Consider the following 20,862-nt stretch of genomic DNA (forward strand, 5'->3'; position numbering starts at 1 on the left):
TCGACACCGCCGAGTTCGCGATCCCCGGCCTTGACGACGAGTTCCGCGTCATCGTGTCTCCGTGGATCCTCTCCTCGCTGATCACCGATCGCCTTGCCGCTTACTACGAGACGGTCACCAAGCACAACCTCAACTACCGTCGCTACTATCACCAGTTCGACTACTAAGAGCAAATAACGTTTGTGTAATTGGGCCTCGCTCCTATATGGAACGGGGCCTCGCTTGGGTTGGAGAGTAATTATGAGCTATCCCCAGCTTGCCGTCATGAATATCAGCCATCGTTATTTTGACCTTGAGGAATTCTTTTCTTCGGCAGCGGCCTCGGGCTACACGTGTTGCGAGCTTTGGACCGGGGCGATGCATCTGTATGTCGATTGCCATGGATACGATTCGCTCGAGCAGGTGCAGGAGCTGTCACAGCGGTATGGGATTCGGATTGTGGGGCTTTGTCCCGAACAGAACAACCCCAAGCCGTGGAATATCGCGGCGCGCGGGAATGAGGCGCGCGCTCGCACGCTCGCGTACTTTAAGAACGTTGTGGATATCGCGGCGGAACTTGGAGCCGAGCAGGTCATGGTCTCGAGTGGCTGGGCATTTTTGAACGAGCCGATCGAGGACGCGTGGGGTCGCAGCGCCTCGATGCTGCGTGCGATTGCCGAGCATGCGGGAGAGCGCGGCGTGCGACTGGTGCTCGAGGCCCTACAGCCGGTTGAGTCGATGATCGTGAACTCGGCGGCCGACACGAAGCGCATGATCGAGGCAGTTGATCATCCGGCACTTAAGGCGTGTCTGGATTTGGGCGCTATGGCGGTGGCGGGGGATACCATCGACGATTATTTCGATCTGCTTGGCGATGATGTCGCCCACGTGCATTTTGTCGATGTTGCGGCAGATGGCACGACGCATCTTGCTTGGGGTGACGGCGACCGCGATATGCGCGCCGACCTGGATAGGCTGGTGGCGCGCGGCTATCGCGGAGTTGTTTCGGCCGAGACCTATGACTGGCGCTATTTTGCCGACCCCGCAGCTGCCGACGCTCAGGTTATGGCGGAGTACCGACGCGCGATTGGCGCCTAAGTGGGACAGGGCGCCGAGTTGGCGTTTGACGTTTTTTGAGAAACGGGACGTGCTTTCCGCTTGAGGCTTCTGGCGGAAAGCACGTCCCAGAACGGGCGCTCAGAATGGGACATACTTTCCGCTGAGGACCTCAACCGGAAACCGCATCCCAGTTTTTGGCTGGCGGGCGGGACACGCTTTCCCCTATGTTTCCAAATGAATACGCTATGAGCCGAGGAGGACGATTCTCCCCGCAAACACTCTAGTATGCTAAAGTACCCAGAAGACCGGCGGAGCTATGCCGGTCTTCTGCTCTATATGAAACACAGCATGAGGAGGCTCACCAGATGACGGCCACACCGTGGGGATTCCGGGACATATTGCCCGAGGAAGCTCAGACGCGCGAGGAGATCGCATGTACGGTGAAGGGCTGCTTTAGGGAGCATCATTACCTTCCGGTCGAGACGCCGCTGCTCGAGGACAAGGGTTCGCTCGAGGAAGGCGGCCGCATTGCGGACACGCCGTTTAAGCTCTTTGATGACGACGGTCGCCTGCTGGTGGTCCGTCCCGACAACACGCTGCCGATCGTGCGCCTGGTTTCGACCCGCATGCGCGCGGCCGACCTGCCCCTACGCCTTCGCTACGAGGCGCCGGTGGTTCGCGAGTGTCAGCGCAATGCCGGTGGTTCGCGCCAGTTTACGCAGTTGGGCTTTGAGCTTATCGGCGCGGGCGATACCTCGGGCGATGTCGAGATTGTCTCGCTGGTCGCCGAGGCCGTGCGCGAGCTGGCACTTCCCGATGCGCGCATTATCGCAGGCAGCGTGCGTCCTTTTAAGGAATTGCTCGCGGTATGCGAGGATCGTGAGCTGGCTGCCGAGGCCCTGCGCTGCGTGCATGCCAACGACTTTGTGGGCCTCGATGCCCGCGTGGCTGCCAGCGCCGAGTCCGATGCCGTCAAGGCTGCCATTAGCGAGCTGCCGCGCCTGCACGGTGGTGCCGAGGTGCTCGACCGCGTGGATGCGCTGCTGGAGGCTGCCGGCATCGTCGCGCCGCTGACGCGCGAGCTGCGTGCCCTGGTCGAGGGCCTGGCTCCCGAGGACGCCCAGGTGCTGTCCTTCGACTTCTCCATCATGAATTCTTTTGATTACTACACGGGTCTGGTCTTTAAGGCCTATGCCGGCGGCCTGCCCGATCCGGTCGGTTCGGGCGGACGCTACGACTCCATCTTTACCGGTGCGTTTGGCGACGGTATCGAGGTGCCGGCGGCGGGCTTCGCCTTTTCGCTCGAGCGTCTGGAGGCCGTGCGCACCTCGGCCGAGGACGCCGCTTCCGATGGCGACCACGCCGTGGGCCGTGGCGCCGAGGGGCCGCTGCGTATCGCCGTGCCCAAGGGCTCGCTTAAGGCCGACACGCTCGACGTGCTCGAGACCGCGGGCCTGGACGTCTCCGAGCTGCGTGACCCCGGCCGTCACCTGATCGTGCGCGGCCGCGACACGCGTGTCGGCGAGGGCGCGGTCGGCGATATCGAGTTTGTCATCGTGCGCCCCAGCGACGCGCCTGCTTTTGTGGGCTGTGGCGGTGCCGATTGTGGCATCTGCGGTTGGGATTCGCTTATCGAGGCAGACCTCAACCTGCTGCAGCTGGTCGACCTGGGCTACGGCCTGTGCACCTTTATCGAGGCGGAGCCCGCATGGCGCGCCGGTCAGGCCGAGCGCAACTATGCTCGCCGCGGGTCGCTTCGCGTGGCAACCAAGTATCCGCGCATCGCGAGTGCCTGGTATGCCGAGCGCGGCGTGAACGCCGACATCGTTTCGCTGCACGGCAACATCGAGCTGGGCCCCATCGTCGGCATGACCGATCGCATCGTGGATATTACCGCCACGGGCGCCACGCTGCGCGACAACGACCTGGTCATCACCGGTCGCATCATGGACTGCACGGCCCGCTTCTTTGTCAACCCGGGTGCCGCACGTCTGGATCCGCGCGTACGCAATCTGGCCGATCGCTTGGCGGCAGCCGTGAAGGACAAGCATTTTGAGCCCGTTGCGGGCTCGGCGCAATAGCGCGAGCACGTACGGGCGCCCCAACGTCCGGGCTGCGGGCTGATTGGCACCGCCGCCCGGTCTCTCGTTTCTCGAACAAAACCTCGACCGATAGGGGATACCGATATGAAGACCATCAAGCTTGCTCCCGGTGAGCGCCTCGTTACCAACCAGCTCAACCGCAAGGGCGTGCTGCCGCAAAACATCGTCGACGCTGCCCGCGATATCGTAGCCAACGTGCGCGCCAACGGCGATGCCGCGGTGCGCGACTATTGCCAGCGTTTTGATGGTGTTGAGCTGCAGAGCTTCCGTCTGCCGCAAGAGCAGATCGATGCCGCGCTCGAAGGCCTCGATCCCGCCTTTGTCGCGGCGCTCGAAAAGGCCGCATGCCAGATTCGCGAGTTCCACCAGCGCGAGGTCGAGCAGAGCTGGTTTACCACGCGCCCGGACGGCACGATGCTCGGCGTTAAGGTGACCCCGCTTGCTGCGGCCGGCATCTACGTGCCGGGCGGCCGCGCGCAGTATCCCTCCACCGTGCTCATGAACGCCATTCCCGCCAAGGTGGCCGGCGTCAAGCGCGTGGTCATGGTGACTCCGCCGCAAAAAGATGGCCTGATCAGCCCGTATACGCTCGCGGCCGCCAAGCTCGGTGGCGTGGACGAGATCTATATGGTGGGCGGCGCCCAGGCCGTGGCCGCGCTGGCGTACGGTACCGAGACCATTCCGCGTGTCGACAAGATCACCGGCCCGGGCAACGCCTTCGTCGCCGCTGCCAAACAGATTGTCTCGGGTGACGTGGGTATCGATATGGTCGCCGGTCCCTCCGAGGTCTGCGTGCTGGCCGACGCCACGGCCAAGCCTATGGTGGTCGCGGCCGACCTGATGGCCCAGGCCGAGCATGATCCGCTGGCGGCCTGCTATCTGGTGGCCTGCGACGAGCAGTTTGCGCGTGAGGTCGAGGCGGGTATCGACATTCTGGTAGCGCAGTCGCCGCGTGCCGAGATCACGCGTGCCTCGCTCGACAATGAGGGCACCATCGTGGTGGCAGCCGACATGGCTGCCGCCGTCGAGGCGGTGAACACCGTGGCGCCCGAGCACCTGGAGCTGCACTGCAAGGATGCGATGGGCCTGCTCGGCGGTATCCGCAACGCCGGCGCCATCTTTGTGGGCGCTTGGAGTTCCGAGCCGCTCGGCGATTACGTTGCCGGCCCCAACCACACGCTGCCGACCGGCGGCACCGCCATGTTCTCCAACCCGCTTTCGGTGGAGGAGTTCGTCAAGCGCTCGAGTGTCATTTGCTATACGCCCGAGGGCTTGCTCTCCGACGCTCCCGCTACGCAGCGTCTGGCCGAGGCCGAGGGCCTGTGGGCACACGCGCTTTCTGCCGCACTGCGCCGTCGCGTGTTGGAGCAGGGCGAGGATGCCGTGAGCGCCGAGTTGCTCGCCGCGGCCGACCTGACCAAGGTTGCCTGGCCGGGCGACGCCGTGGCGACGGTTGCCGAGGGCGTTGACCTGGCGGTTGTGAGCGCGGATGGCGTTGGCCCGACCGGCAAGGAGGCCTAATATGGCCGAGCTGACGCCCCGTATGAAGGAGCTCGTCCAGCCCTACTTGGCCGGCATTGAGCCCTACGACCCCAATTTTACGCCCACGCGCATCAACCTTTCGGCCAACGAGAACACCTATCCCGTGCCGGCTGGCGTGCGCGAGGCGGTCGACGCCGCCCTGGCTGCTACACCGCTCAACCGCTATCCCGATCCCATGTCCAACGATCTGCGCGACGAGCTTGCCGCTTGGCATGGTGTGGCGCGCGAGAACATCTGCGTGGGCAACGGCGGCGACGAGCTGCTCTATAACTACCTGCTGGCGTTTGGCGACGCGGGACGGACCCTGCTCAACTGCCCGCCGTGCTTTAGTGAGTATGCGTTCTTTGCGTCGCTTTGTCAGACCGAGGTGCGCGATGTGTGGCGCGACCCGGCGACCTTTGAGCTCGACCAAGCGGCTGTGCTCGCAGCGGCGCCCGAGTGCAATCTGGCGATCGTGACCTCGCCCAATAACCCCACGGGCGATGTGACGCCGCTCGACTTTGTCGCGGCCCTGTGCGATGCGTGCCCCGGCATGGTCATGGTCGACGAGGCCTACGTTGAGTTTGCCGACGATTCGTTTGGCGCGGCTACTACGGCGCAGGGGCTTATCGCCGAGCATCCCAACCTGGTGATTCTGCATACGCTGTCCAAGGCGTTCGGCGCCGCCGGCACGCGTCTGGGCTATGTGATCGCGGCGCCCGAGGCCATCGATGTGTTTGCGGCAATTCGCCAGATCTACTCGGTTAACGTGCTGAGCCAGGCCGCCGCGCTTGCCTGCGTGCGTGCCCGCGATGCGTACGCACCCGTGGTAGCACAGGTTGCATCCGAGCGCGAGCGCGAACTGTGTGCCCTGCACGCAATGGCTGCCGAGGGTCTGCCCGTGGAGGCGTGGCCGAGCGCGGCGAACTTTGTGCTCGTGCGCACGCCGCATGCCACGCGCGTGCGCGAGCGCCTGCGCGACGAGTATTCACTTTTGGTGCGCGACTTTAGCTACGCGCCGGGGCTCGCGGACTGCCTACGCATTACCGTGGGCACGCCGCAGGAAAATGACGAGGTGCTGGCCGCGTTTGCCGCGCTGGTGAAGGAGGAGATGTAGATGGGCCGTTATGCCGAGGTGACCCGCAAGACGGGCGAGACCGACATTGTCGTAAAGCTCGACCTGGACGGATCTGGCGTGTGCGACATCTCGACCGGCGTGCCGTTTTTCGACCACATGCTCAACGCCTTTGGCCGCCATGGTTTGTTTGATTTGACGGTACACGCGGTGGGCGACGTGGAAGTCGACGCGCACCACACCGTCGAGGATGTGGGCATTGTGCTGGGCGAGGCGTTCTGCCAGGCGCTGGGCGACAAGGCGGGCATTACGCGCTTTGCCGACGCGGCGATCGCCATGGACGAGACACTTGTGATGGCTGCTGTTGATATTTCGGGCCGCGGGCAGGCCTACTGCGAGCTGCCCGTGCCGACCGAGCGCGCGGGCAGCTTCGATACCGAGCTGGCCGTCGAGTTCTTCTACGCCTTTGCGCGCGACGCCAAGCTCACGCTGCACGTGCGCGAGCTGGCGGGCGGCAACTCGCATCACATTATCGAGGCCGCCTTTAAGGCCGTGGGCCGCACGATGCGCCATGCCTGCGAGCTCGATTCCCGCGTGCAGGGCATCCCTAGCACCAAGGGTTCGCTGTAACCTGCCAAAAAAGGGACAGGTTTTGAATGGGGAAAAGGAGGGTCGCGTGGGCGAACCGAAGATCGTGGTAGTTGACTACCACAAGGGCAACTTGTCGAGCGTCGTGCGCGGGCTTGCGCGCGCCGGTGCCGCCGCCTGCACATCGGACGATCCGGAGCAGATCCGCCGCGTCGACGGCCTGGTCATTCCGGGCGTGGGCGCGTTCTATGACGCGATCGCCTTTATGCGCCAGAGTGGCGAGGCGGACGCGGTGCTCGATGCTGTCGCCACCGGAACTCCGCTGCTCGGCATTTGCCTGGGCCTTCAGCTATTTTTTGAGCGCGGCAACGAAGGCGTGCCTGCGGACGAGGGCGCGGTTGCCGATGGCAACACCCCCCAGCAGGCCGGTGGCCCCTGGGTCGATGGCCTGGGTATTATGTGCGGTTCGTGCACGCGCTTGGAGTCGAGTCGCCTGAAGGTGCCGCACGTGGGCTGGGACCAGGTGCACATGACGCCCACCGGTGCGGCCGATCCGCTGCTTACTGGTTTTGCCGAGGGTGCCAACATGTACTTCACCCACAGCTACGCGGTGTCCGACGATGCCGATGCCGCCGATGTGCTGGCGCGCACGCACTATACGCGGAGCTTCCCGTGCATCGTGCGCCATGGCAACGTGTGGGGCTGCCAGTTCCATCCCGAGAAATCCTCCGCGCTGGGTCAGCGCATTCTTAAAAACTTTGTGAGCATCGTCGAGGGGGCCGGCCGATGATTCTGTTTCCCGCAATCGATTTGATCGGCGGTAAGGTCGTGCGCCTGGAGCGCGGTGACCGGAGCCGCTGCAAGGTATATTCCGACGACCCCGTGGCCGTTGCCCGCTCCTTTGCCGAGCAGGGCACGAGCTGGGTGCACGTCGTCGACCTGTCCGCTGCCTTTGGCGAGGACGAGGACGCGTGCGCTGCCAACTCGGCGGCGATAAAGGCTATCTGCGGCGTCGACGGTCTGTCCGTGGACGTGGGCGGCGGCGTTCGCTCGCTCGCGCGCATCGACGAGCTTGCCGGCTATGGCGCGCGTCGCATCGCGCTGGGCACGGTGATCGTGACCGAGCCGGGATTTGCCGAGGTGGCGGCTCGTGGCTTTGGCGAGCTGCTGGTGGCAGATATCGCCGCACGCGACGGCCAGGTCAAGGTGAACGGCTGGCGCGACGGCGCGGGCGTGGCACTCGACGATGCCGTGGCGCAGCTTTCCGAGCTGGGCTTTAAGCATCTGGTGTATACCGACATCGCGCGCGATGGCATGCAGACGGGCATCGATGTGGCGGCGTATCGTCATGTGGCCGAGGTCGCGGGCTTTCCCGTCGTGGCTTCGGGTGGTATCTCGACGCTCGACGATATCCGCGCACTGGCCGCGGTGGGTGAGGATGCTATTGAGGGCGCCATTACCGGCCGTGCGCTCTACGAGGGCAACTTTACGCTGGCCCAGGCGCTAGCCGCCGCCCGAGGGGAGGAGTAGCCCATGCTTACCAAACGCGTGATTCCCTGCTTGGACGTCAAGGACGGCCGCGTGGTCAAGGGCGTCAACTTTGTGAGCCTGCGCGATGCGGGCGACCCGGTGGAGCTAGCCCGCGCCTACGACCGCGAGGGTGCGGACGAGGTTGTCTTCCTGGACATTACCGCCACGAGCGACAACCGCGCGACGACCATCGAGATGGCGGCGCATGCGGCCGAGGAGCTCGCTATTCCCTATACCGTGGGCGGCGGCTTTCGCGACCTGGCGGGCATGCGCACCATGGTTGCAGCCGGCGCCGACAAGGTGTCGCTTAACTCTGCCGCCGTGCGCGATCCGTCGTTGATTAGCCAGGCTGCCGCGGCGTTTGGCAGCCAGGCCGTGGTCGTGGCGATCGATGCCAAGCGCGTCGGTTTGCCCGGCGCATCTGGTACCGACAAGTGGGAGGTCTTTACCGCAGGCGGCCGCAACGCCACGGGTATCGACGCGGTGGCGTGGGCCGAGGAGGCGGCCCGTCGCGGCGCCGGCGAGATCTTGCTCACCAGTATGGACCGCGACGGCACCAAGGCCGGCTTTGACCTGGCGCTCACCCGCGCCGTGGCGCGCGCGGTGCCGATTCCCGTCATCGCGAGCGGCGGCGTGGGCACGCTCGAGCATTTTGCTGAGGGTGTGATCGAGGGCGAAGCCGACGCCGTACTGGCGGCAAGCGTCTTTCACTTTGGGACGTTCAGCATTCGCCAGGTGAAGGAGTATATGGCGTCGCAGGGCATTCCTGTGAGGTTGGACTTCTAATGCTGCGGGCTTCGCTGCGGCTTGTCCAGGCACCGCATCTTGCCGTTCAAACCGTCGCTCGCGTACCAAAGTACGCGTCGCTCCTCTTTCGCGGCAACCTGCGGCACCTGGGCAAGCCTCGCCGACCTGCGATGTTCACGGTAATTACTTGGGAGGAATGATGACTGAGGTGGTAAATGCTACCGAGCTGAAATACGACGCCCGTGGGTTGATTCCTTGTGTGGTTCAGCAGTATGACACCGGCGAGGTGCTTATGGTTGCTTGGATGAACGAGGAGTCGGTGGGGTTGACGCTCAAGACCGGCACCACGTGGTTTTGGAGCCGCAGTCGCCAGGAGCTCTGGAACAAGGGCGCGACGAGCGGCAATATGCAAGCGGTCAAGGAGCTCTGGGCCGACTGCGATAGCGATACGCTGCTGGTCAAGGTTGACTCGCCGGGCCCGGCTTGCCACACCGGCAACCGTACCTGCTTCTTTAAGAAACTCGCGTAGGGCGGGCGCTCGATTAGACGCTCGGCCACCAGAAAGGATTGAACTATGGGTGTGCGCACCGCAAACATTCAGGATGGAAATATCGGTGAGACGCTGACAGGTCTGGCCGAGGTGATTCACGGTCGTCGTGATGCATCGCCGCAGGAGAGCTATACCGCGCGTCTGCTGGCCGACGTCGAGGATGAGCTGCTCAAGAAGCTTGCCGAGGAGTCGAGCGAGGTGATCATGGCCTGCAAGGATAACGATCACGATCACATCCGCTACGAGGCCGGCGACCTGGTCTACCACCTGCTCGTAACCCTTGAGCGCTACGGTATCACCCTCGACGAGCTTGCCGGCGAACTCAACGCCCGCCGCCACTAGTCATTGGGGACGTTCTTAAACGACTAGTTAGGCGAGGGGTGTGGACTCCCATTCTCCGGTGAGGTGGGGGATGTCGAAGGTTCGATAACCGCAGTCGTAGGCGTGGGCCTGGGCCTCGCGGATGATCCAGCAGATATTACAGGCGCGGTGCGCGTCCGAGCCAAAGGTGATCGGCACTTCGGCATGGGCAAAGCGGCGCAAAAGGCCGGTCGCGGGGTAGTAGTCGTCGAGCCCCTTGCGCGGTGCGGCCGTCGAGACCTCAACGCGGCGGCCCGTGTCGTGTGCACACTCTGCCATCTGCTTCCAGAGCGGTGCGGGGTCAAAATCGGGTGCAAAGCCTTCCTTCGAAAAGCGCATGACCAGGTCGGGATGAGCCATCACATCAAAGTTAAGCGGGCTCTCGCAGGCGCGGCACCAGTCATCGACATAGCGCTCCCACACGCCGCGTACCCCCAGGTTTTCCCAAACGTGCAAGTTGGTGTCATCGTCGATCCAGCCGCAGCGCGAATCGGGCGTATCGGGACGAGCGACGTCCTCCGTTCCCGCCGTACCCGCGGCACCGGCCATGATATCGCCTGGGTTGCCAATCCAGTGCACGCTGCCCAAGCGCACTATGGCACCCGCGGACCAGCGCTCAACCAAAGGCTCGCAACCTTCGTACCAGTCGCATTCAAAACCATAGATAAGCTCGAGCTCCGGCGCAATCTGCGCGGCGAGCTTGCGGGCGTCCTCAAATGCCAGGCGATGCGCCGTCAGGTCGCCTTCGGCAACTTGTACTTCGCAGTTGGCGTCCATGCTGGCGGGCAGGGTGAGGTGGTCAGTCGAGACCATAACGCGGCAGCCGGCGGCGGCAGCAGCGCGGGCGTTGTCCTCAAACGAGGCATGGCCATCCGAAAACGTGGTGTGGGTGTGGCAATCGACCAGCGGGCAAGCAGACATGGCAGCTCCTTTGCGTCAAGCGAATCCGCTTCATTGTAATGGCGCAGCTCTCAACACGCCGGGCACGCCGGGGATCGAAATCGATTGGAAAGGTTGCGCGGCGCGTGGTGCGGCCTCGCTTGCTCTCAAAACGTGTACGTCAGCCTCCAAAACCGACAAATAATGACATGTTTGGAGGCTGACGTACACGTTTGGATGGGGGCAAGGGCGGCGACGGACGAAAGTCACGCTTGTGCCACGTCCGATGTGCTAGCGTTTGGATGAACAAAACGAGCCTGCGCGGAAAGGAGCCGGACCGTATGCCATGCGATAGCACATCCCCGCTGTCCCGCGAGACCGATGCGCCCGAAACCATCGTCAAGCTGGAATGCGACATCGACGACGCGTCGCCTGAGGTACTCGCCTACGCCGCCGACCGCCTGCGCGAGGCGGGTGCGCGCGAGGTGCACTGGCTGCCCCTCTATTGTAAGAAAGGCCGCCCCGGCTGGCAGCTGCAGGTAATCTGCACCTACGAGGATATCGAGCGCCTGCAGACGATCATCTTCTTGGAAACCACGACCAACGGCATTCGTCGCCAGGTTATGGAGCGCGTTTGCCTACCACGCCGCTTTGAGCGCGTAACGACGCCATGGGGCGAGGTGTTCGTCAAGGTGGCCACCCTGCCCGACGGCAGCGAGCGTGCAGCGCCCGAGTACGAGGACTGCGCCCGCCTTGCCCGTGAGCACAATGTGCCGCTCCAGCGCGTGATGCAGGCGGCTCAGAGCGCGGCACTGCGATTTGAATAATGCGGCTGGTGGCGACATTCTGCGCCCAGCCATATCAACCCCATTCGAAAGGATCTTCCCATGAAATACCTCATCGCCTCTGACATCCACGGCTCGGCATATTGGGCCGAGCGCCTCTGCACCGCTATCGAATCCGAGCAGCCCGACCGCATCGTGCTACTGGGCGACCTGCTCTACCACGGACCGCGTAACGACCTGCCGCGCGATTACGCCCCCAAGCGCGTGATTCCGCTGCTCAACGCCCTGGCCGACCGCATCATCGCGGTGCGCGGCAACTGCGACGCCGAGGTCGACCAGATGGTGCTCGATTTCCCCGTCATGGCCGACTACGCCACCCTGTTCGACGAGACCGGCCGCGAGCTGTTCCTGACGCACGGCCACGTCTTTGGCGCCGGCGTGCACAACAGCGTTGACCACGCGCCCGCGCTGCCCGAGGGCTCCGCGCTCGTCTACGGCCACACGCACATCAAGGTTAACGAAGAAAGCGCCGCGCACCCGGGCCTGTGGCTCTTCAACCCCGGCAGCGTGAGCATTCCCAAGGACGGAACGCACAGCTACGGCATCTACGAGGGCGGCGTGTTCCGTCACGTGATCCTGGAGGAGGAATAACCATGGCGCAGCACATGGCTCGGCAAAATGCCGAGGGCTCGCGCGATCTGTCCACGCTGGTCGATGCGTCGGCCGAGCTTCAACATCTGGTACAGACCATCTGGCGCTTGCGTCAGCCCGATGGCTGCCCGTGGGATCGCGAGCAGACACATCAGAGCATCGGCAAGAACATGATTGAGGAGGCCTACGAGGCGCTCGACTGCATCGAGGCCGACGACGCGGCGCATCTGCGCGAGGAGCTGGGCGACGTGCTCATGCAGGTAGTGTTGCATGCGCAGATCGCGGCGGACGCCGGAGAGTTTACGCTGGCCGACGTGGCGCGCGATATCGACGCCAAGCTCATCCGTCGTCACCCACACGTGTTTGGCGATGCGGATGCCGACAACTCCGACGAGGTGCTAAAGATTTGGGACGAGGTTAAGCTTGCCGAGAAGGCCGCCAAGGACAAGGCCGTAGCGGCGGGTGAGGCTGCGCCCGAGGGCCTGCTCGACGGCGTGCCCACGCATCTGCCGGCGCTGATGCAGGCTCAGAAGGTGTCACGCAAGGCGGCTGCCGTGGGCTTTGAGTGGGAGACGGTCCAGGATGTTTGGGACGAGGTTGCCGAGGAGCGTGCCGAGTTTGAGGCCGAGGAGCCCGGCTCGCCCGAGCGCGAGATGGAGTTTGGCGACTTGCTCTTTGCCCTAGTCAACGTTGCGCGCAAAGAGGGGATTGACGCCGAGAGCGTCCTGCGCGCGAGCACGGCCAAGTTCCGTCGCCGCTGGGCCGCAATGGAGCAGATGGCGGCCGATGCCCACGTGGATCTTGCCGAGCTTTCGACCCATGGCCTCAACGACCTCTGGGATGTCGCAAAGGCAGGGGAGTAATAACCGCGGGAGCGACGGGACGGACTTGTCCCATTGCTCCCATTATTTTTATAAAAAGATTGTATCCCTTGGCTAACTTAGGGCATAATGCAAAAAGTGCGACAAGGCTAACTTATGAACCTGCGCGCCGCTGCAGCGTGCAAGCCGTGTCGCCAAGCATTCAATCCGTTTCCAAGTGAGAGGGAGACAACATGAGCGATATTTTGGACGTCTATGGTCGCGAGGTGCTCGACAGCCGCGGCAATCCCACCGTCGAGGTCGAGGTCGTGCTCGAGGACGGCAGCTTTGGCCGCGCAATGGTGCCTTCGGGTGCTTCGACCGGCGCCTTTGAGGCCTGCGAGCTGCGCGACGGCGACAAGGGTCGCTACCTGGGCAAGGGCGTTTCGCAGGCCGTCGAGCACGTCAACAACGAGTGCGCTAACGCCGTCGTGGGTCTCGACGCCTTCGACCAGCGCGCCGTCGATGCCGCGCTGATTGCCGCGGACGGTACCCCCAACAAGACCAAGCTCGGTGCCAACGCCATCCTGGGCGTGTCGCTGGCCGTCGCCCGCGCCGCTGCCGAGTCGGCGGGCCTGTCGCTGTACCAGTACCTGGGCGGCGTCAACGCCCATCTGCTGCCCACGCCCATGATGAACATCCTCAACGGCGGCGTGCATGCCGACAATAACGTTGACTTCCAGGAGTTCATGATCATGCCGGTGGGCGCCCCGAGCTTTGCCGAGGGCCTACGTTGGTGCGCCGAGGTCTACCACACCCTCAAGGGCGTGCTGCACGAGGCCGGCCTGGGCGGCGGCGTGGGCGACGAGGGCGGCTTTGCCCCCAACCTTAAGACCAATGCCGAGCCGTTCGAGTACATCACCAAGGCCGTCGAGAAGGCTGGCTTTAAGCCCGGCGTCGACTTCATGTACGCCATGGACCCGGCCTCGACCGAGTTCTACAACGCCGAGACCGGCATGTACGAGCTCAAGGGCGAGGGCGTTGAGTATACGAGCGCTCAGATGGTCGATTACTGGGAGAAGCTCGTCGACACCTATCCCATCATCTCCATCGAGGACGGCATGGCCGAGGAGGACTGGGACGGCTGGGTCGAGCTCACCCGTCGCATTGGCAACAAGGTGCAGCTGGTGGGCGACGACCTGTTCGTCACCAACACCGAGCGCCTCAAGAAGGGCATCGAGCTGGGTGCCGCCAACGCGATCCTGGTCAAGGTCAACCAGATCGGCACGCTCACCGAGTCGCTCGAGGCCATCGAGACCGCCAAGGAGGCCGGTTACGCTTGCATCGTGAGCCACCGCTCCGGCGAGACCGAGGACTCCACGATCGCCGACCTGGTCGTGGGCGTCAATGCCGGCCAGATTAAGTCGGGTGCCCCGTGCCGTAGCGACCGTATCGCCAAGTACAACCAGCTCATCCGTATCGAGGACGAGCTCGAGGGCAGCGCGCGTTACGCCGGCAAGGCCGCGTTCTACAACATTCGCTAGGCACGCGGAGGTCGCGGGGGCGGGGAAGACTCGGATTTGCCTTGCTCCAGCCGGGCGCTGTTGAGCACCATTGGGCGCTGGGCCATATGACTCAGCGCCTTTTTTATGTCGAGCAAAGGCTGGCGAAGGCGGTGCGGGCGCTCGTGCTATAACTAGAATACTTAGCGCAAACAAACCTCAACCGCACAAGGCGCACATGGATCAGATTTACGACAACAGGTACTATTCCGCCGGTTCGCGTGAGCCGTCGCCTCGCCGTGCGCGCACGGTGCAGCTCGGTGGGTCCGCCTACGCCGGCGCCGACCGCTCCATGCAACGCCCGACAAGTACCTCGCGCCCCAATGCTCAAGTGAATACTTCGACAGATGGACCAGTGCGCCCGGCACGTTCGTCGCATGCTCAGCGCTCGTCGGCTCAAACGCACGATAGGTCGAGCAGGCCTTCGAACCGTTTTTCGGGCTCGGACTTTATGCACTACGCCAACGACAACGCGGTGGTCAAGGCGATCTACGACTTTACCCACGGTCCTCAGCGAGGGCTATTCATCGGCATTGTCGTTGCCCTGGTGCTCGTGAGCCTGTATTTCCCCGTGCGCGATCTGTACGTGGCAAAGCGTTCGAGCGATATCTTGGCCAAGCAGGTCGAGATTCGTCAGCAATACAATGATGAGCTGCAAAAAAGCGTCGACAAACTGCTCTCGGAGGAGGGCATTAAGGATGCGGCGTCCGAGGATCTGGGCCTGGTGATGCCCGGCGAGAAGAGGGTTGAAGTGCAGGGCCTGGACGACGATTCGGATTCGTCTTCGAGCAAGAAGTCGTCGAACGCCAAGAAGGCCAGCGAAGTTGCCAAGGAAATCGAAGAAGTCGGTAAGGACGCCCCGTGGTACATCCAGGCGCTCGACATGCTGTTTGGGTTTAACGGTGTCGAGGGCCAGACGGTCGTGTCCAACGGCAAATAGCGCCCGGAGGGGAGCCCGCAATGGCAGATTGCAAACGATATAAGGTGGCGGCGATCGATCTGGGAACGGTGTCGTCGCGACTGGTGCTGGCGCAGGTCGAGGGCGGGGCGATCGTGGAATCGTCCAAGCATACCGAGATTACCGACCTGGGCGAGGGTGTGGACGCGACGGGTCGCTTTTGCGAGGCGGCGGTCGAGCGCGTGCTCGCTGCATGCCGCATGTTTGTGGACGAGGCGCGTGCCTTTGGGGCCGCGTGCATTTGCACCACATGCACGAGCGCCGCGCGCGATGCATCCAATGCCGCACTGCTGCTGGACGGTCTGCGTGAGCTGGGGCTCGAACCGCAGGTGATTCCGGGCGAGGTCGAGGCGCGCCTGACGTTTTTTGGCGTGGCGCACGACTTTGCCGGCGAGCGCATCATTGTTGCCGATTCGGGCGGCGGATCCACGGAGCTCGCGACGGGCGTATACGCGCCGGAGCGCGGGGTCTTCGCGCTGGAGGGAACGCGTTCGCTGGACATTGGTTGCCGTCGTGTGACGGAGCGTTTCTTCTCGGCGTTGCCGCCTTCGGACGGCGAGCTTGCTGCCGCTGCCGACTGGGCGGGCGAGCAGTTCGAGGCTTACTTTGAGAGCCTGCCGAGCGATTTTGAGCGCGCCGAGCGCTTGGTCGCGGTGGGCGGTACCGTCACCACACTCGTGGCGCTGGTCCACGAGCTGGAGCCGTACGACTCGAGCTTTGTGCACCTGCACGAGCTTTCGATGGAGCAGATCTCGGACGCTATCGATCATATGTCTACGCTGGATGTGGAGGGTATCGCTGCGCTGCCGGGCGTGCAGCCCAAGCGTGCGGGCGTGATTCTGGCCGGCGCCGTGGTGGTTCGCGAGCTCATGCGCGCCGGTAGCTACGAGTCGCTCACCGTAAGTGAGAACAGCCTCCTCGCCGGCATGGCCGCCACCATCAACGAGGTTCTCGAAGGCGCGACCCCCACCATCGGCTGGACCCCGAGCCTGAGTGCTCTTTAACCGTCTTCCTCTGAGTTGCGGTGAAATAGTTCCTAAATAAGCTGGTAAACGGTATAAACAGGATCTATTCCACCGCAACTTAGAGCCCCGCCGGCGTGTAAAAGAAACGAGCCCGCATCCCTGGGGGACGCGGGCTCGTAAAAACCAAATGGTAGGGGCGGTGGGACGTCCGCGCATTTGCTGCGCAAATACGCACCGGCTTCGGCCGCCTGTCGGCGCCCTCGCCGGCTCGCTACGGACGCTGCGCGTCCGCTTAACGCTCGCCCCCTCGCGGGTTCGAGTCCCACCGGCATCTAAAAGAAGCGAGCCCGCATCCCTGGGGAACACGGGCTCGCAAGCAATCACATGGTAGGGGCGGTGGGACTCGAACCCACAATCCTTGCGGCGAGAGATTTTAAGTCTCCTGCGTATGCCAATTCCGCCACGCCCCCGTGAGACTAGAAGTCTAGCACAAGCCGTCCGTTACGCGTTGACGGCCATCGAGTGTTGGCCCGACTTCTCCAGGAACTCCTGGAACTTGGCTTCGTCGCCCTTGTTCTTGTACTGCAGGGCTAGCAGGTATTCCAGGCGGCAGCTCTTGACCTTGTCGTCGCCGGCCTCCTCGAGCATGCGCTCCAGCTCGGGAATGTCGTTGTGGCGCTTGAGGATCATCGTGTCGTACATCAGTTGGCATTCGTGCGCGACTGCCTCGGCCTGGCCGCCCTCAAAGCCCTTGATCTCGTGCAGGAGCTCCTTGGACTTTTTGCGGTCCTCCTGGCCAACGTAGTAGTTAAAGGCTTTGATCACCAGGTCGACGCGCTGCATTTTGGGCAGATTGAGCCCCAGCAGCAAATCGAACATCTCGTCGGCGCGCTTGTGGTCCTCGCGCAGCAGATAGGAGTTCAGGCGCAGGTAGTCGCGGTTATAGCGCGGGTACAGCATGCTGGTGAGTTTGCCATCGAGCAAACGATCGAACTCGTCCCACTGCTTCGCAGCCATAAGCTGCTGCAGGCGCTTAAACGTGGTGCGTTTTTTGACGCTAAAGAATACCGACACGGCGATGCAAATAATGACGACGGCGGTCCAGAGGGTGCGGGAATCGGGCATATTGGGGTCCTTAGTCGCTCATAAAGCGAGCGGTATGACAACACGTACTAGATGTATTATACGCAGCGCGCAAGCAAACTGGCATAAAAGCTCATCGAGGCCGAGTGCCATCGCTCGCTGCGGTACACTTACCTAAAGTAAACCATGAAGGGAGACATTACCTATGAAGAAGATTGTTTTGGCTTGCGGTGCTGGCGCTGCTACTTCCACGCTCGTTGCCCAGAAGGTCGCCACCATGCTCGACGCCAACGGTTACGCCGACAAGTACGAGATCGTGCAGTGCGCCATCTCCGAGGCCAAGGACGTTTGCGACGAGGGCGCCGACCTGCTGATCGCCACCACCGTTGCCCCCGAGGGCCTCACCTGCCCGTACGTGAGCGGCGTGCCCTTCATGACCGGCATGAACCGCGTCGCTGCCGAGAAGGCCGTCCTCGACGTCATGGCTCAGTAGGCGCTGCCTGTATGAATGAGCAGAACGCCAATCCGGTCGAGCTCTTTGGCATGCGCGTTGCCCATGTGGGCATTAACGCTGCCGACCCGGCAGACGCCTTGGAGATCGCGGAGCTGTTCTCGACGATGATGGGCCTGCCCGTTATTGAGACCCCGGTTTCGTACTTTAACGATTCGCTGGTCGAGATCATGAAGCAGAACGGTCGTGGCGCCAAGGGCCACATTGGCTTTGCCGTCAACGACATCGATGCGGCCGAGAAGTGGTTTGCCGAGCGCGGGCTCGAGGTCAACGAGGAGTCGCGCGTGCTGCTGCCCGACGGCGGCACCAAGCTCGTGTACTTTAAGCGCGAGTTCGCCGGCTTCGCCGTGCATCTGTGCCGCGAGTAGCGCACAAGCTGCCATAGCTAGCAAAAAGGGATAGGGCCGCGTGGCCCTATCCCTTTATTTATGCCGAGGGGCTTCCTACCGCGGCAGGCGAATCGTAAAGCGGCTGCCGACGCCCTCGACCGAGGTCACGCCGATGACGCCGCCATGGCTATCGACGATCCACTTGGCAATGGCAAGCCCCAGACCCGAGCCCTGCGCGCCGGCATCGCGTGCGTTGTCGGCGCGGTAGAACCGTTCAAACGCGTGAGCTGCGGATTCCTCGTTCATGCCGATGCCCTCGTCCTCAACACTTATGTCGATCGTGCCCGCGCCCGCATCCGGCGTTATGCCAAATGTGACGGTCGTTCCCGCATCCGAGTACTTGGCGGCGTTTTGCACGATCACGCGCAGAGCCTGCTTCACGAGCGCCACGTCGACGGGCGCGTCGCAGCGCGGGTCGCTGGCAAGCGCAGCGTCAGAAGCCAGCCGATACGTGTGCTCGGTATCGATCATCTGCGATTCTTCGCATACCTCGCTGACCAGTGCAGCCAAGTTGGTATGCGCGCGCCGCAGGACCGTGCGCCCGGCATCGCCGCGTGCCAAAAACAGCAGCTGTTCCACGAGCTCTTGCATGTGCTCGCTTTCGGCCTTGAGGGACGCGATAGACTCCGCCAGCACGTCCGGGTCGTCTTTGCCCCAGCGGTCGAGCATGTTTACGTAGCCCTGAATCACCGCGATGGGCGTGCGCAGCTCGTGGCTCGCATCGTTGACAAAGCGCATCTGCTGCAGCTTGGCCTCTTGCATCTGGCGCAGCAGGCGGTTGAGTGCGACCTCGATGCTTGCCAGGTCGGCGTCGCCGGTGGTGACGCTCGGCGAGTCGACGCTTGCACGCTCGATGGCCTGCTCCAGTGTTTCCATTTTGCCGCCGGAGAGCTGCATACGGCCGAGCTCGTCCACGCGCAAGGCCAGGTCGTTGAGCGGTGCCATGGTGCGGCGCACGCGGCGGGCGCCGCCGAGCATGTTGAGCACGCTGATGACCTGCCAACCCACAATGACAAGGTAGAGAGGCCATAGCGTGACGAGGTCCTGCGCGAGGGGGAAAGTCTTGGTGGTACGCGCAAGCTCGACGGTATAGGTGAGCGTTGTCAGGTCCCAGCCGCGCGCGGGCGTCAGCGACATGCCGCGAACGGTGGCGCTGGGGATCCATCCTGCGGTAAACGCGCCGTTGGGCAGCGTCTGGTTGTATCCATAGACGAGGATCGCCACCGTAATAACCAACAGCAACAGATCGAGCCAGACGTAGCTCACCAGGCGGCGCCACATATAGCCCCAGTTGATGGCGCGGGCGATGGAGGTGACGCGCTTGGCCTCGGCGTTACGCACGGCAGACATAGCCCACCCCGCGCACGGTCTGGATGATGCGGGCGCCGCCGGCGTCCTCGATCTTGGCGCGTAGATGCGCGATGTGCACGTCGACGTTGTTGGTGTCGCCCATGTATTCGTAGCCCAGCGCTTCGTGCGCGATGCGTTCGCGCGTGAGCACGGTCTCGGCATGCGCCATAAGCAGGGCGAGGACATCGAACTCGCGGGCCGTGAGCGCAATGGGCGAGCCGCCGACCGTGACTTCGCGGCGGTCGGGATCGAGCGCGACCGAACCCACGGTGAGCGCGGCGGGGGAGGGCACGGCGGCTTGGGCTGAGCCGCCAGCTGGGGGCTCAGCAGCGGCGCCGACACCCGCGCCGCCCGCCATACCCGCTCTGGCCCCGGCGCCGCCAACGCCCGAAGCCGTCCGCACGGCCTCCGAGCGCTTCAGCGCAACGCGGATCCGTGCGAACAGTTCCTCAATGGCAAACGGCTTGGTTAGGTAATCGTCAGCACCGGCATCGAGCCCGGCCACCTTGTCCATCACGGCATCTCGCGCGGTGACCATAATCACCGGCACATCCTTGTGCTTGCGGACACGCCGCAGCACCTCCATGCCGTTGAGCTGCGGCAACAGCACATCGAGCAGAATCAGATCGTAGTCGCGCTTCAGTGCCAGGTCCACGGCGGTGCGCCCGTCGGCGGCGTGCTCTACCTGGTAGCCCTCGTGCTCCAGCTCGAGCGTCACAAAGCGGGCGATTTTCTCCTCGTCCTCTACGATCAGGATTCGTGCCATGCGTGCCCCCGTCTGCGATTACTTGTCGTCGTTGAGATTTTGCTTGATGTCGTCCGCGGCATCGGCAGCGTGATTCATAAGGTTGTTGATGCTGCCGGGCACGTCGCCGTCGCTATCGATGCGGTAGCGCATGCCAAAGAACAGGCCAATCAGCATCAGCCATATCGTGGCGCCCCAGGCAAACAGGGCGATGATGGGGATCAGGATGGGAATGTTGAGGATGATCGCGTCGCGGCGCGTGGCGATAAACTTGGTGTCCAGGCTCAGGCGGAAGAGCTTTTTGAGGTACTCCCACACGCTGTCCATCTTCTTGGAGAAGTCGGTCTTTTCGCTCGACTTCTCGTAGGCGGCCTGCGCGGCGACCATCTCGGCTGAGGGCTCATCGACTGGCGCGGACTCGGTGGCGGCGTGCGCCGACGTGGTCTGGGTCTTGCCCTGCGACTCGAGCCAAATGATGGCATCCAAGACGTTGCCGTCGGCGGCGTCGAGCGCGGTCTTGGCATCGGTGTAGCTCACGTTGCACTTGGTGCGGATGGTTTCAACTTTTTCGAGGTCGTCCATGACCTGTTCCTTTCGTTCGATGGGCGCGACGCCGGGCGATCTGCCCGGGCGCGAGCGTTGCGTTCGGCGGCCTGCGTGACGCCGCCCCGCC

23 protein-coding genes and 1 tRNA gene are annotated in these 20,862 nt (G+C 63.4%); 18 read left to right on the forward strand and 6 right to left on the reverse strand.

Features of this window, described 5'->3' with window-relative positions:
- Positions 1-240: 240 nt before the first annotated feature.
- The 10 genes from KSY82_RS07935 (at position 241) to hisE (ending at position 9,493) form a co-directional block, all read left to right on the forward strand.
- Positions 241-1,077 (forward strand): sugar phosphate isomerase/epimerase family protein, encoded by an 837-nt coding sequence (locus KSY82_RS07935; RefSeq protein WP_217750758.1) that lies wholly within the window; start codon positions 241-243, stop codon positions 1,075-1,077.
- A 326-nt stretch (positions 1,078-1,403) separates the two neighbouring features.
- The gene (gene hisG / locus KSY82_RS07940; protein WP_217750759.1) at positions 1,404-3,119 is read left to right on the forward strand and encodes an ATP phosphoribosyltransferase; all 1,716 of its coding nucleotides are present in this window, start codon (positions 1,404-1,406) and stop codon (positions 3,117-3,119) included.
- Positions 3,120-3,224: 105 nt separating this feature from the next.
- Complete coding sequence (gene hisD, locus KSY82_RS07945; protein ID WP_217750760.1) at positions 3,225-4,661, forward strand: histidinol dehydrogenase; 1,437 nt, start codon at positions 3,225-3,227, stop codon at positions 4,659-4,661.
- 1 nt (position 4,662) lies between these two features.
- Positions 4,663-5,778, forward strand: coding sequence for a histidinol-phosphate transaminase (hisC, locus tag KSY82_RS07950; protein ID WP_254881766.1), 1,116 nt, complete (start codon positions 4,663-4,665; stop codon positions 5,776-5,778).
- Positions 5,779-6,366 (forward strand): imidazoleglycerol-phosphate dehydratase HisB, encoded by a 588-nt coding sequence (gene hisB, locus KSY82_RS07955; protein ID WP_217750763.1) that lies wholly within the window; start codon positions 5,779-5,781, stop codon positions 6,364-6,366.
- 46 nt (positions 6,367-6,412) lie between these two features.
- A complete protein-coding gene (hisH, locus tag KSY82_RS07960) occupies positions 6,413-7,114 on the forward strand; it encodes an imidazole glycerol phosphate synthase subunit HisH (RefSeq protein ID WP_195544819.1) in 702 nt (233 codons plus the stop codon).
- Positions 7,111-7,854 carry a 1-(5-phosphoribosyl)-5-[(5-phosphoribosylamino)methylideneamino]imidazole-4-carboxamide isomerase gene (locus KSY82_RS07965; RefSeq protein WP_195544820.1) on the forward strand — a complete coding sequence of 248 codons (744 nt, stop codon included), beginning with the start codon at positions 7,111-7,113 and terminating at the stop codon, positions 7,852-7,854. Before hisH ends, KSY82_RS07965 begins: the two co-directional genes overlap by 4 nt.
- Positions 7,855-7,857: 3 nt before the next feature.
- The gene (gene hisF / locus KSY82_RS07970; RefSeq protein WP_217750766.1) at positions 7,858-8,640 is read left to right on the forward strand and encodes an imidazole glycerol phosphate synthase subunit HisF; all 783 of its coding nucleotides are present in this window, start codon (positions 7,858-7,860) and stop codon (positions 8,638-8,640) included.
- A 160-nt stretch (positions 8,641-8,800) separates the two neighbouring features.
- On the forward strand, positions 8,801-9,130 hold the full coding sequence (gene hisI, locus KSY82_RS07975) for a phosphoribosyl-AMP cyclohydrolase (protein ID WP_217750767.1): 330 nt from the start codon (positions 8,801-8,803) through the stop codon (positions 9,128-9,130).
- Positions 9,131-9,175: 45 nt separating this feature from the next.
- Positions 9,176-9,493 (forward strand): phosphoribosyl-ATP diphosphatase, encoded by a 318-nt coding sequence (gene hisE / locus KSY82_RS07980; protein WP_217750769.1) that lies wholly within the window; start codon positions 9,176-9,178, stop codon positions 9,491-9,493.
- Between the two features lie 27 nt (positions 9,494-9,520).
- Here hisE and KSY82_RS07985 read toward each other — a convergent pair whose 3' ends face one another.
- Positions 9,521-10,432: a PHP domain-containing protein gene (locus tag KSY82_RS07985; RefSeq protein ID WP_217750771.1), complete on the reverse strand. Its 912-nt coding sequence runs from the start codon at positions 10,430-10,432 to the stop codon at positions 9,521-9,523.
- A gap of 299 nt (positions 10,433-10,731) precedes the next feature.
- Between KSY82_RS07985 and larC2 the strand changes: the two genes are divergently transcribed.
- From larC2 to KSY82_RS08015, 6 genes are all read left to right on the forward strand, one after another.
- Positions 10,732-11,217 (forward strand): nickel pincer cofactor biosynthesis protein LarC2, encoded by a 486-nt coding sequence (larC2, locus tag KSY82_RS07990; protein ID WP_254881767.1) that lies wholly within the window; start codon positions 10,732-10,734, stop codon positions 11,215-11,217.
- 60 nt (positions 11,218-11,277) lie between these two features.
- The gene (yfcE, locus tag KSY82_RS07995; protein WP_195568485.1) at positions 11,278-11,826 is read left to right on the forward strand and encodes a phosphodiesterase; all 549 of its coding nucleotides are present in this window, start codon (positions 11,278-11,280) and stop codon (positions 11,824-11,826) included.
- Between the two features lie 2 nt (positions 11,827-11,828).
- Positions 11,829-12,689, forward strand: a complete 861-nt coding sequence (gene mazG / locus KSY82_RS08000) for a nucleoside triphosphate pyrophosphohydrolase (RefSeq protein WP_217750774.1) — start codon at positions 11,829-11,831, stop codon at positions 12,687-12,689.
- A 191-nt stretch (positions 12,690-12,880) separates the two neighbouring features.
- Positions 12,881-14,170: a phosphopyruvate hydratase gene (gene eno / locus KSY82_RS08005; protein WP_117564903.1), complete on the forward strand. Its 1,290-nt coding sequence runs from the start codon at positions 12,881-12,883 to the stop codon at positions 14,168-14,170.
- Positions 14,171-14,366: 196 nt separating this feature from the next.
- Positions 14,367-15,128, forward strand: coding sequence for a hypothetical protein (locus KSY82_RS10415; protein ID WP_229028219.1), 762 nt, complete (start codon positions 14,367-14,369; stop codon positions 15,126-15,128).
- A gap of 20 nt (positions 15,129-15,148) precedes the next feature.
- Positions 15,149-16,150 carry a Ppx/GppA phosphatase family protein gene (locus KSY82_RS08015; protein ID WP_217750775.1) on the forward strand — a complete coding sequence of 334 codons (1,002 nt, stop codon included), beginning with the start codon at positions 15,149-15,151 and terminating at the stop codon, positions 16,148-16,150.
- A gap of 346 nt (positions 16,151-16,496) precedes the next feature.
- On the opposite strand, the gene KSY82_RS08020 is transcribed toward KSY82_RS08015, so the two are convergent.
- Positions 16,497-16,581 (reverse strand) — tRNA-Leu (locus tag KSY82_RS08020).
- Positions 16,582-16,612: 31 nt separating this feature from the next.
- Positions 16,613-17,236 (reverse strand): hypothetical protein, encoded by a 624-nt coding sequence (locus KSY82_RS08025; RefSeq protein WP_217750777.1) that lies wholly within the window; start codon positions 17,234-17,236, stop codon positions 16,613-16,615.
- 163 nt (positions 17,237-17,399) lie between these two features.
- On the opposite strand from KSY82_RS08025, the gene KSY82_RS08030 reads away from it, so the two are divergent.
- Both KSY82_RS08030 and KSY82_RS08035 read left to right on the forward strand, forming a co-directional pair.
- Positions 17,400-17,687, forward strand: coding sequence for a PTS sugar transporter subunit IIB (locus tag KSY82_RS08030; protein WP_148332642.1), 288 nt, complete (start codon positions 17,400-17,402; stop codon positions 17,685-17,687).
- 11 nt (positions 17,688-17,698) lie between these two features.
- A complete protein-coding gene (locus KSY82_RS08035) occupies positions 17,699-18,073 on the forward strand; it encodes a VOC family protein (RefSeq protein WP_217750779.1) in 375 nt (124 codons plus the stop codon).
- 75 nt (positions 18,074-18,148) lie between these two features.
- On the opposite strand, the gene KSY82_RS08040 is transcribed toward KSY82_RS08035, so the two are convergent.
- From KSY82_RS08040 to KSY82_RS08050, 3 genes are read right to left on the reverse strand one after another with little or no spacing between them, the layout of a single operon-like run.
- Positions 18,149-19,444, reverse strand: a complete 1,296-nt coding sequence (locus tag KSY82_RS08040) for a sensor histidine kinase (RefSeq protein ID WP_217750780.1) — start codon at positions 19,442-19,444, stop codon at positions 18,149-18,151.
- Positions 19,428-20,210, reverse strand: coding sequence for a response regulator transcription factor (locus KSY82_RS08045; RefSeq protein WP_217750782.1), 783 nt, complete (start codon positions 20,208-20,210; stop codon positions 19,428-19,430). The genes KSY82_RS08040 and KSY82_RS08045 overlap by 17 nt, the downstream gene beginning before the upstream one ends.
- 18 nt (positions 20,211-20,228) lie before the next feature.
- Positions 20,229-20,771, reverse strand: a complete 543-nt coding sequence (locus KSY82_RS08050) for a UBA domain-containing protein (protein WP_217750784.1) — start codon at positions 20,769-20,771, stop codon at positions 20,229-20,231.
- Positions 20,772-20,862 lie beyond the last annotated feature (91 nt).

The organism is Collinsella aerofaciens (assembly GCF_019131995.1).
Classification (GTDB): Bacteria; Actinomycetota; Coriobacteriia; order Coriobacteriales; family Coriobacteriaceae; genus Collinsella; species Collinsella aerofaciens_S.

Coding starts and splice junctions, on each gene's coding strand:
- KSY82_RS07985 (WP_217750771.1), bottom strand. CDS start 10,432: ATGTCTGCTTGCCCGCTGGTCGATTGCCACACCCACACCACGTTTTCG.
- larC2 (WP_254881767.1), top strand. CDS start 10,732: ATGCCATGCGATAGCACATCCCCGCTGTCCCGCGAGACCGATGCGCCC.
- KSY82_RS08045 (WP_217750782.1), bottom strand. CDS start 20,210: ATGGCACGAATCCTGATCGTAGAGGACGAGGAGAAAATCGCCCGCTTT.
- hisF (WP_217750766.1), top strand. CDS start 7,858: ATGCTTACCAAACGCGTGATTCCCTGCTTGGACGTCAAGGACGGCCGC.
- hisD (WP_217750760.1), top strand. CDS start 3,225: ATGAAGACCATCAAGCTTGCTCCCGGTGAGCGCCTCGTTACCAACCAG.
- KSY82_RS08025 (WP_217750777.1), bottom strand. CDS start 17,236: ATGCCCGATTCCCGCACCCTCTGGACCGCCGTCGTCATTATTTGCATC.
- KSY82_RS08015 (WP_217750775.1), top strand. CDS start 15,149: ATGGCAGATTGCAAACGATATAAGGTGGCGGCGATCGATCTGGGAACG.
- eno (WP_117564903.1), top strand. CDS start 12,881: ATGAGCGATATTTTGGACGTCTATGGTCGCGAGGTGCTCGACAGCCGC.
- KSY82_RS07935 (WP_217750758.1), top strand. CDS start 241: ATGAGCTATCCCCAGCTTGCCGTCATGAATATCAGCCATCGTTATTTT.
- KSY82_RS08050 (WP_217750784.1), bottom strand. CDS start 20,771: ATGGACGACCTCGAAAAAGTTGAAACCATCCGCACCAAGTGCAACGTG.
- KSY82_RS08040 (WP_217750780.1), bottom strand. CDS start 19,444: ATGTCTGCCGTGCGTAACGCCGAGGCCAAGCGCGTCACCTCCATCGCC.
- hisE (WP_217750769.1), top strand. CDS start 9,176: ATGGGTGTGCGCACCGCAAACATTCAGGATGGAAATATCGGTGAGACG.
- KSY82_RS07965 (WP_195544820.1), top strand. CDS start 7,111: ATGATTCTGTTTCCCGCAATCGATTTGATCGGCGGTAAGGTCGTGCGC.
- hisI (WP_217750767.1), top strand. CDS start 8,801: ATGACTGAGGTGGTAAATGCTACCGAGCTGAAATACGACGCCCGTGGG.
- mazG (WP_217750774.1), top strand. CDS start 11,829: ATGGCGCAGCACATGGCTCGGCAAAATGCCGAGGGCTCGCGCGATCTG.
- KSY82_RS10415 (WP_229028219.1), top strand. CDS start 14,367: ATGGATCAGATTTACGACAACAGGTACTATTCCGCCGGTTCGCGTGAG.
- hisC (WP_254881766.1), top strand. CDS start 4,663: ATGGCCGAGCTGACGCCCCGTATGAAGGAGCTCGTCCAGCCCTACTTG.
- KSY82_RS08035 (WP_217750779.1), top strand. CDS start 17,699: ATGAATGAGCAGAACGCCAATCCGGTCGAGCTCTTTGGCATGCGCGTT.
- yfcE (WP_195568485.1), top strand. CDS start 11,278: ATGAAATACCTCATCGCCTCTGACATCCACGGCTCGGCATATTGGGCC.
- hisG (WP_217750759.1), top strand. CDS start 1,404: ATGACGGCCACACCGTGGGGATTCCGGGACATATTGCCCGAGGAAGCT.
- KSY82_RS08030 (WP_148332642.1), top strand. CDS start 17,400: ATGAAGAAGATTGTTTTGGCTTGCGGTGCTGGCGCTGCTACTTCCACG.
- hisB (WP_217750763.1), top strand. CDS start 5,779: ATGGGCCGTTATGCCGAGGTGACCCGCAAGACGGGCGAGACCGACATT.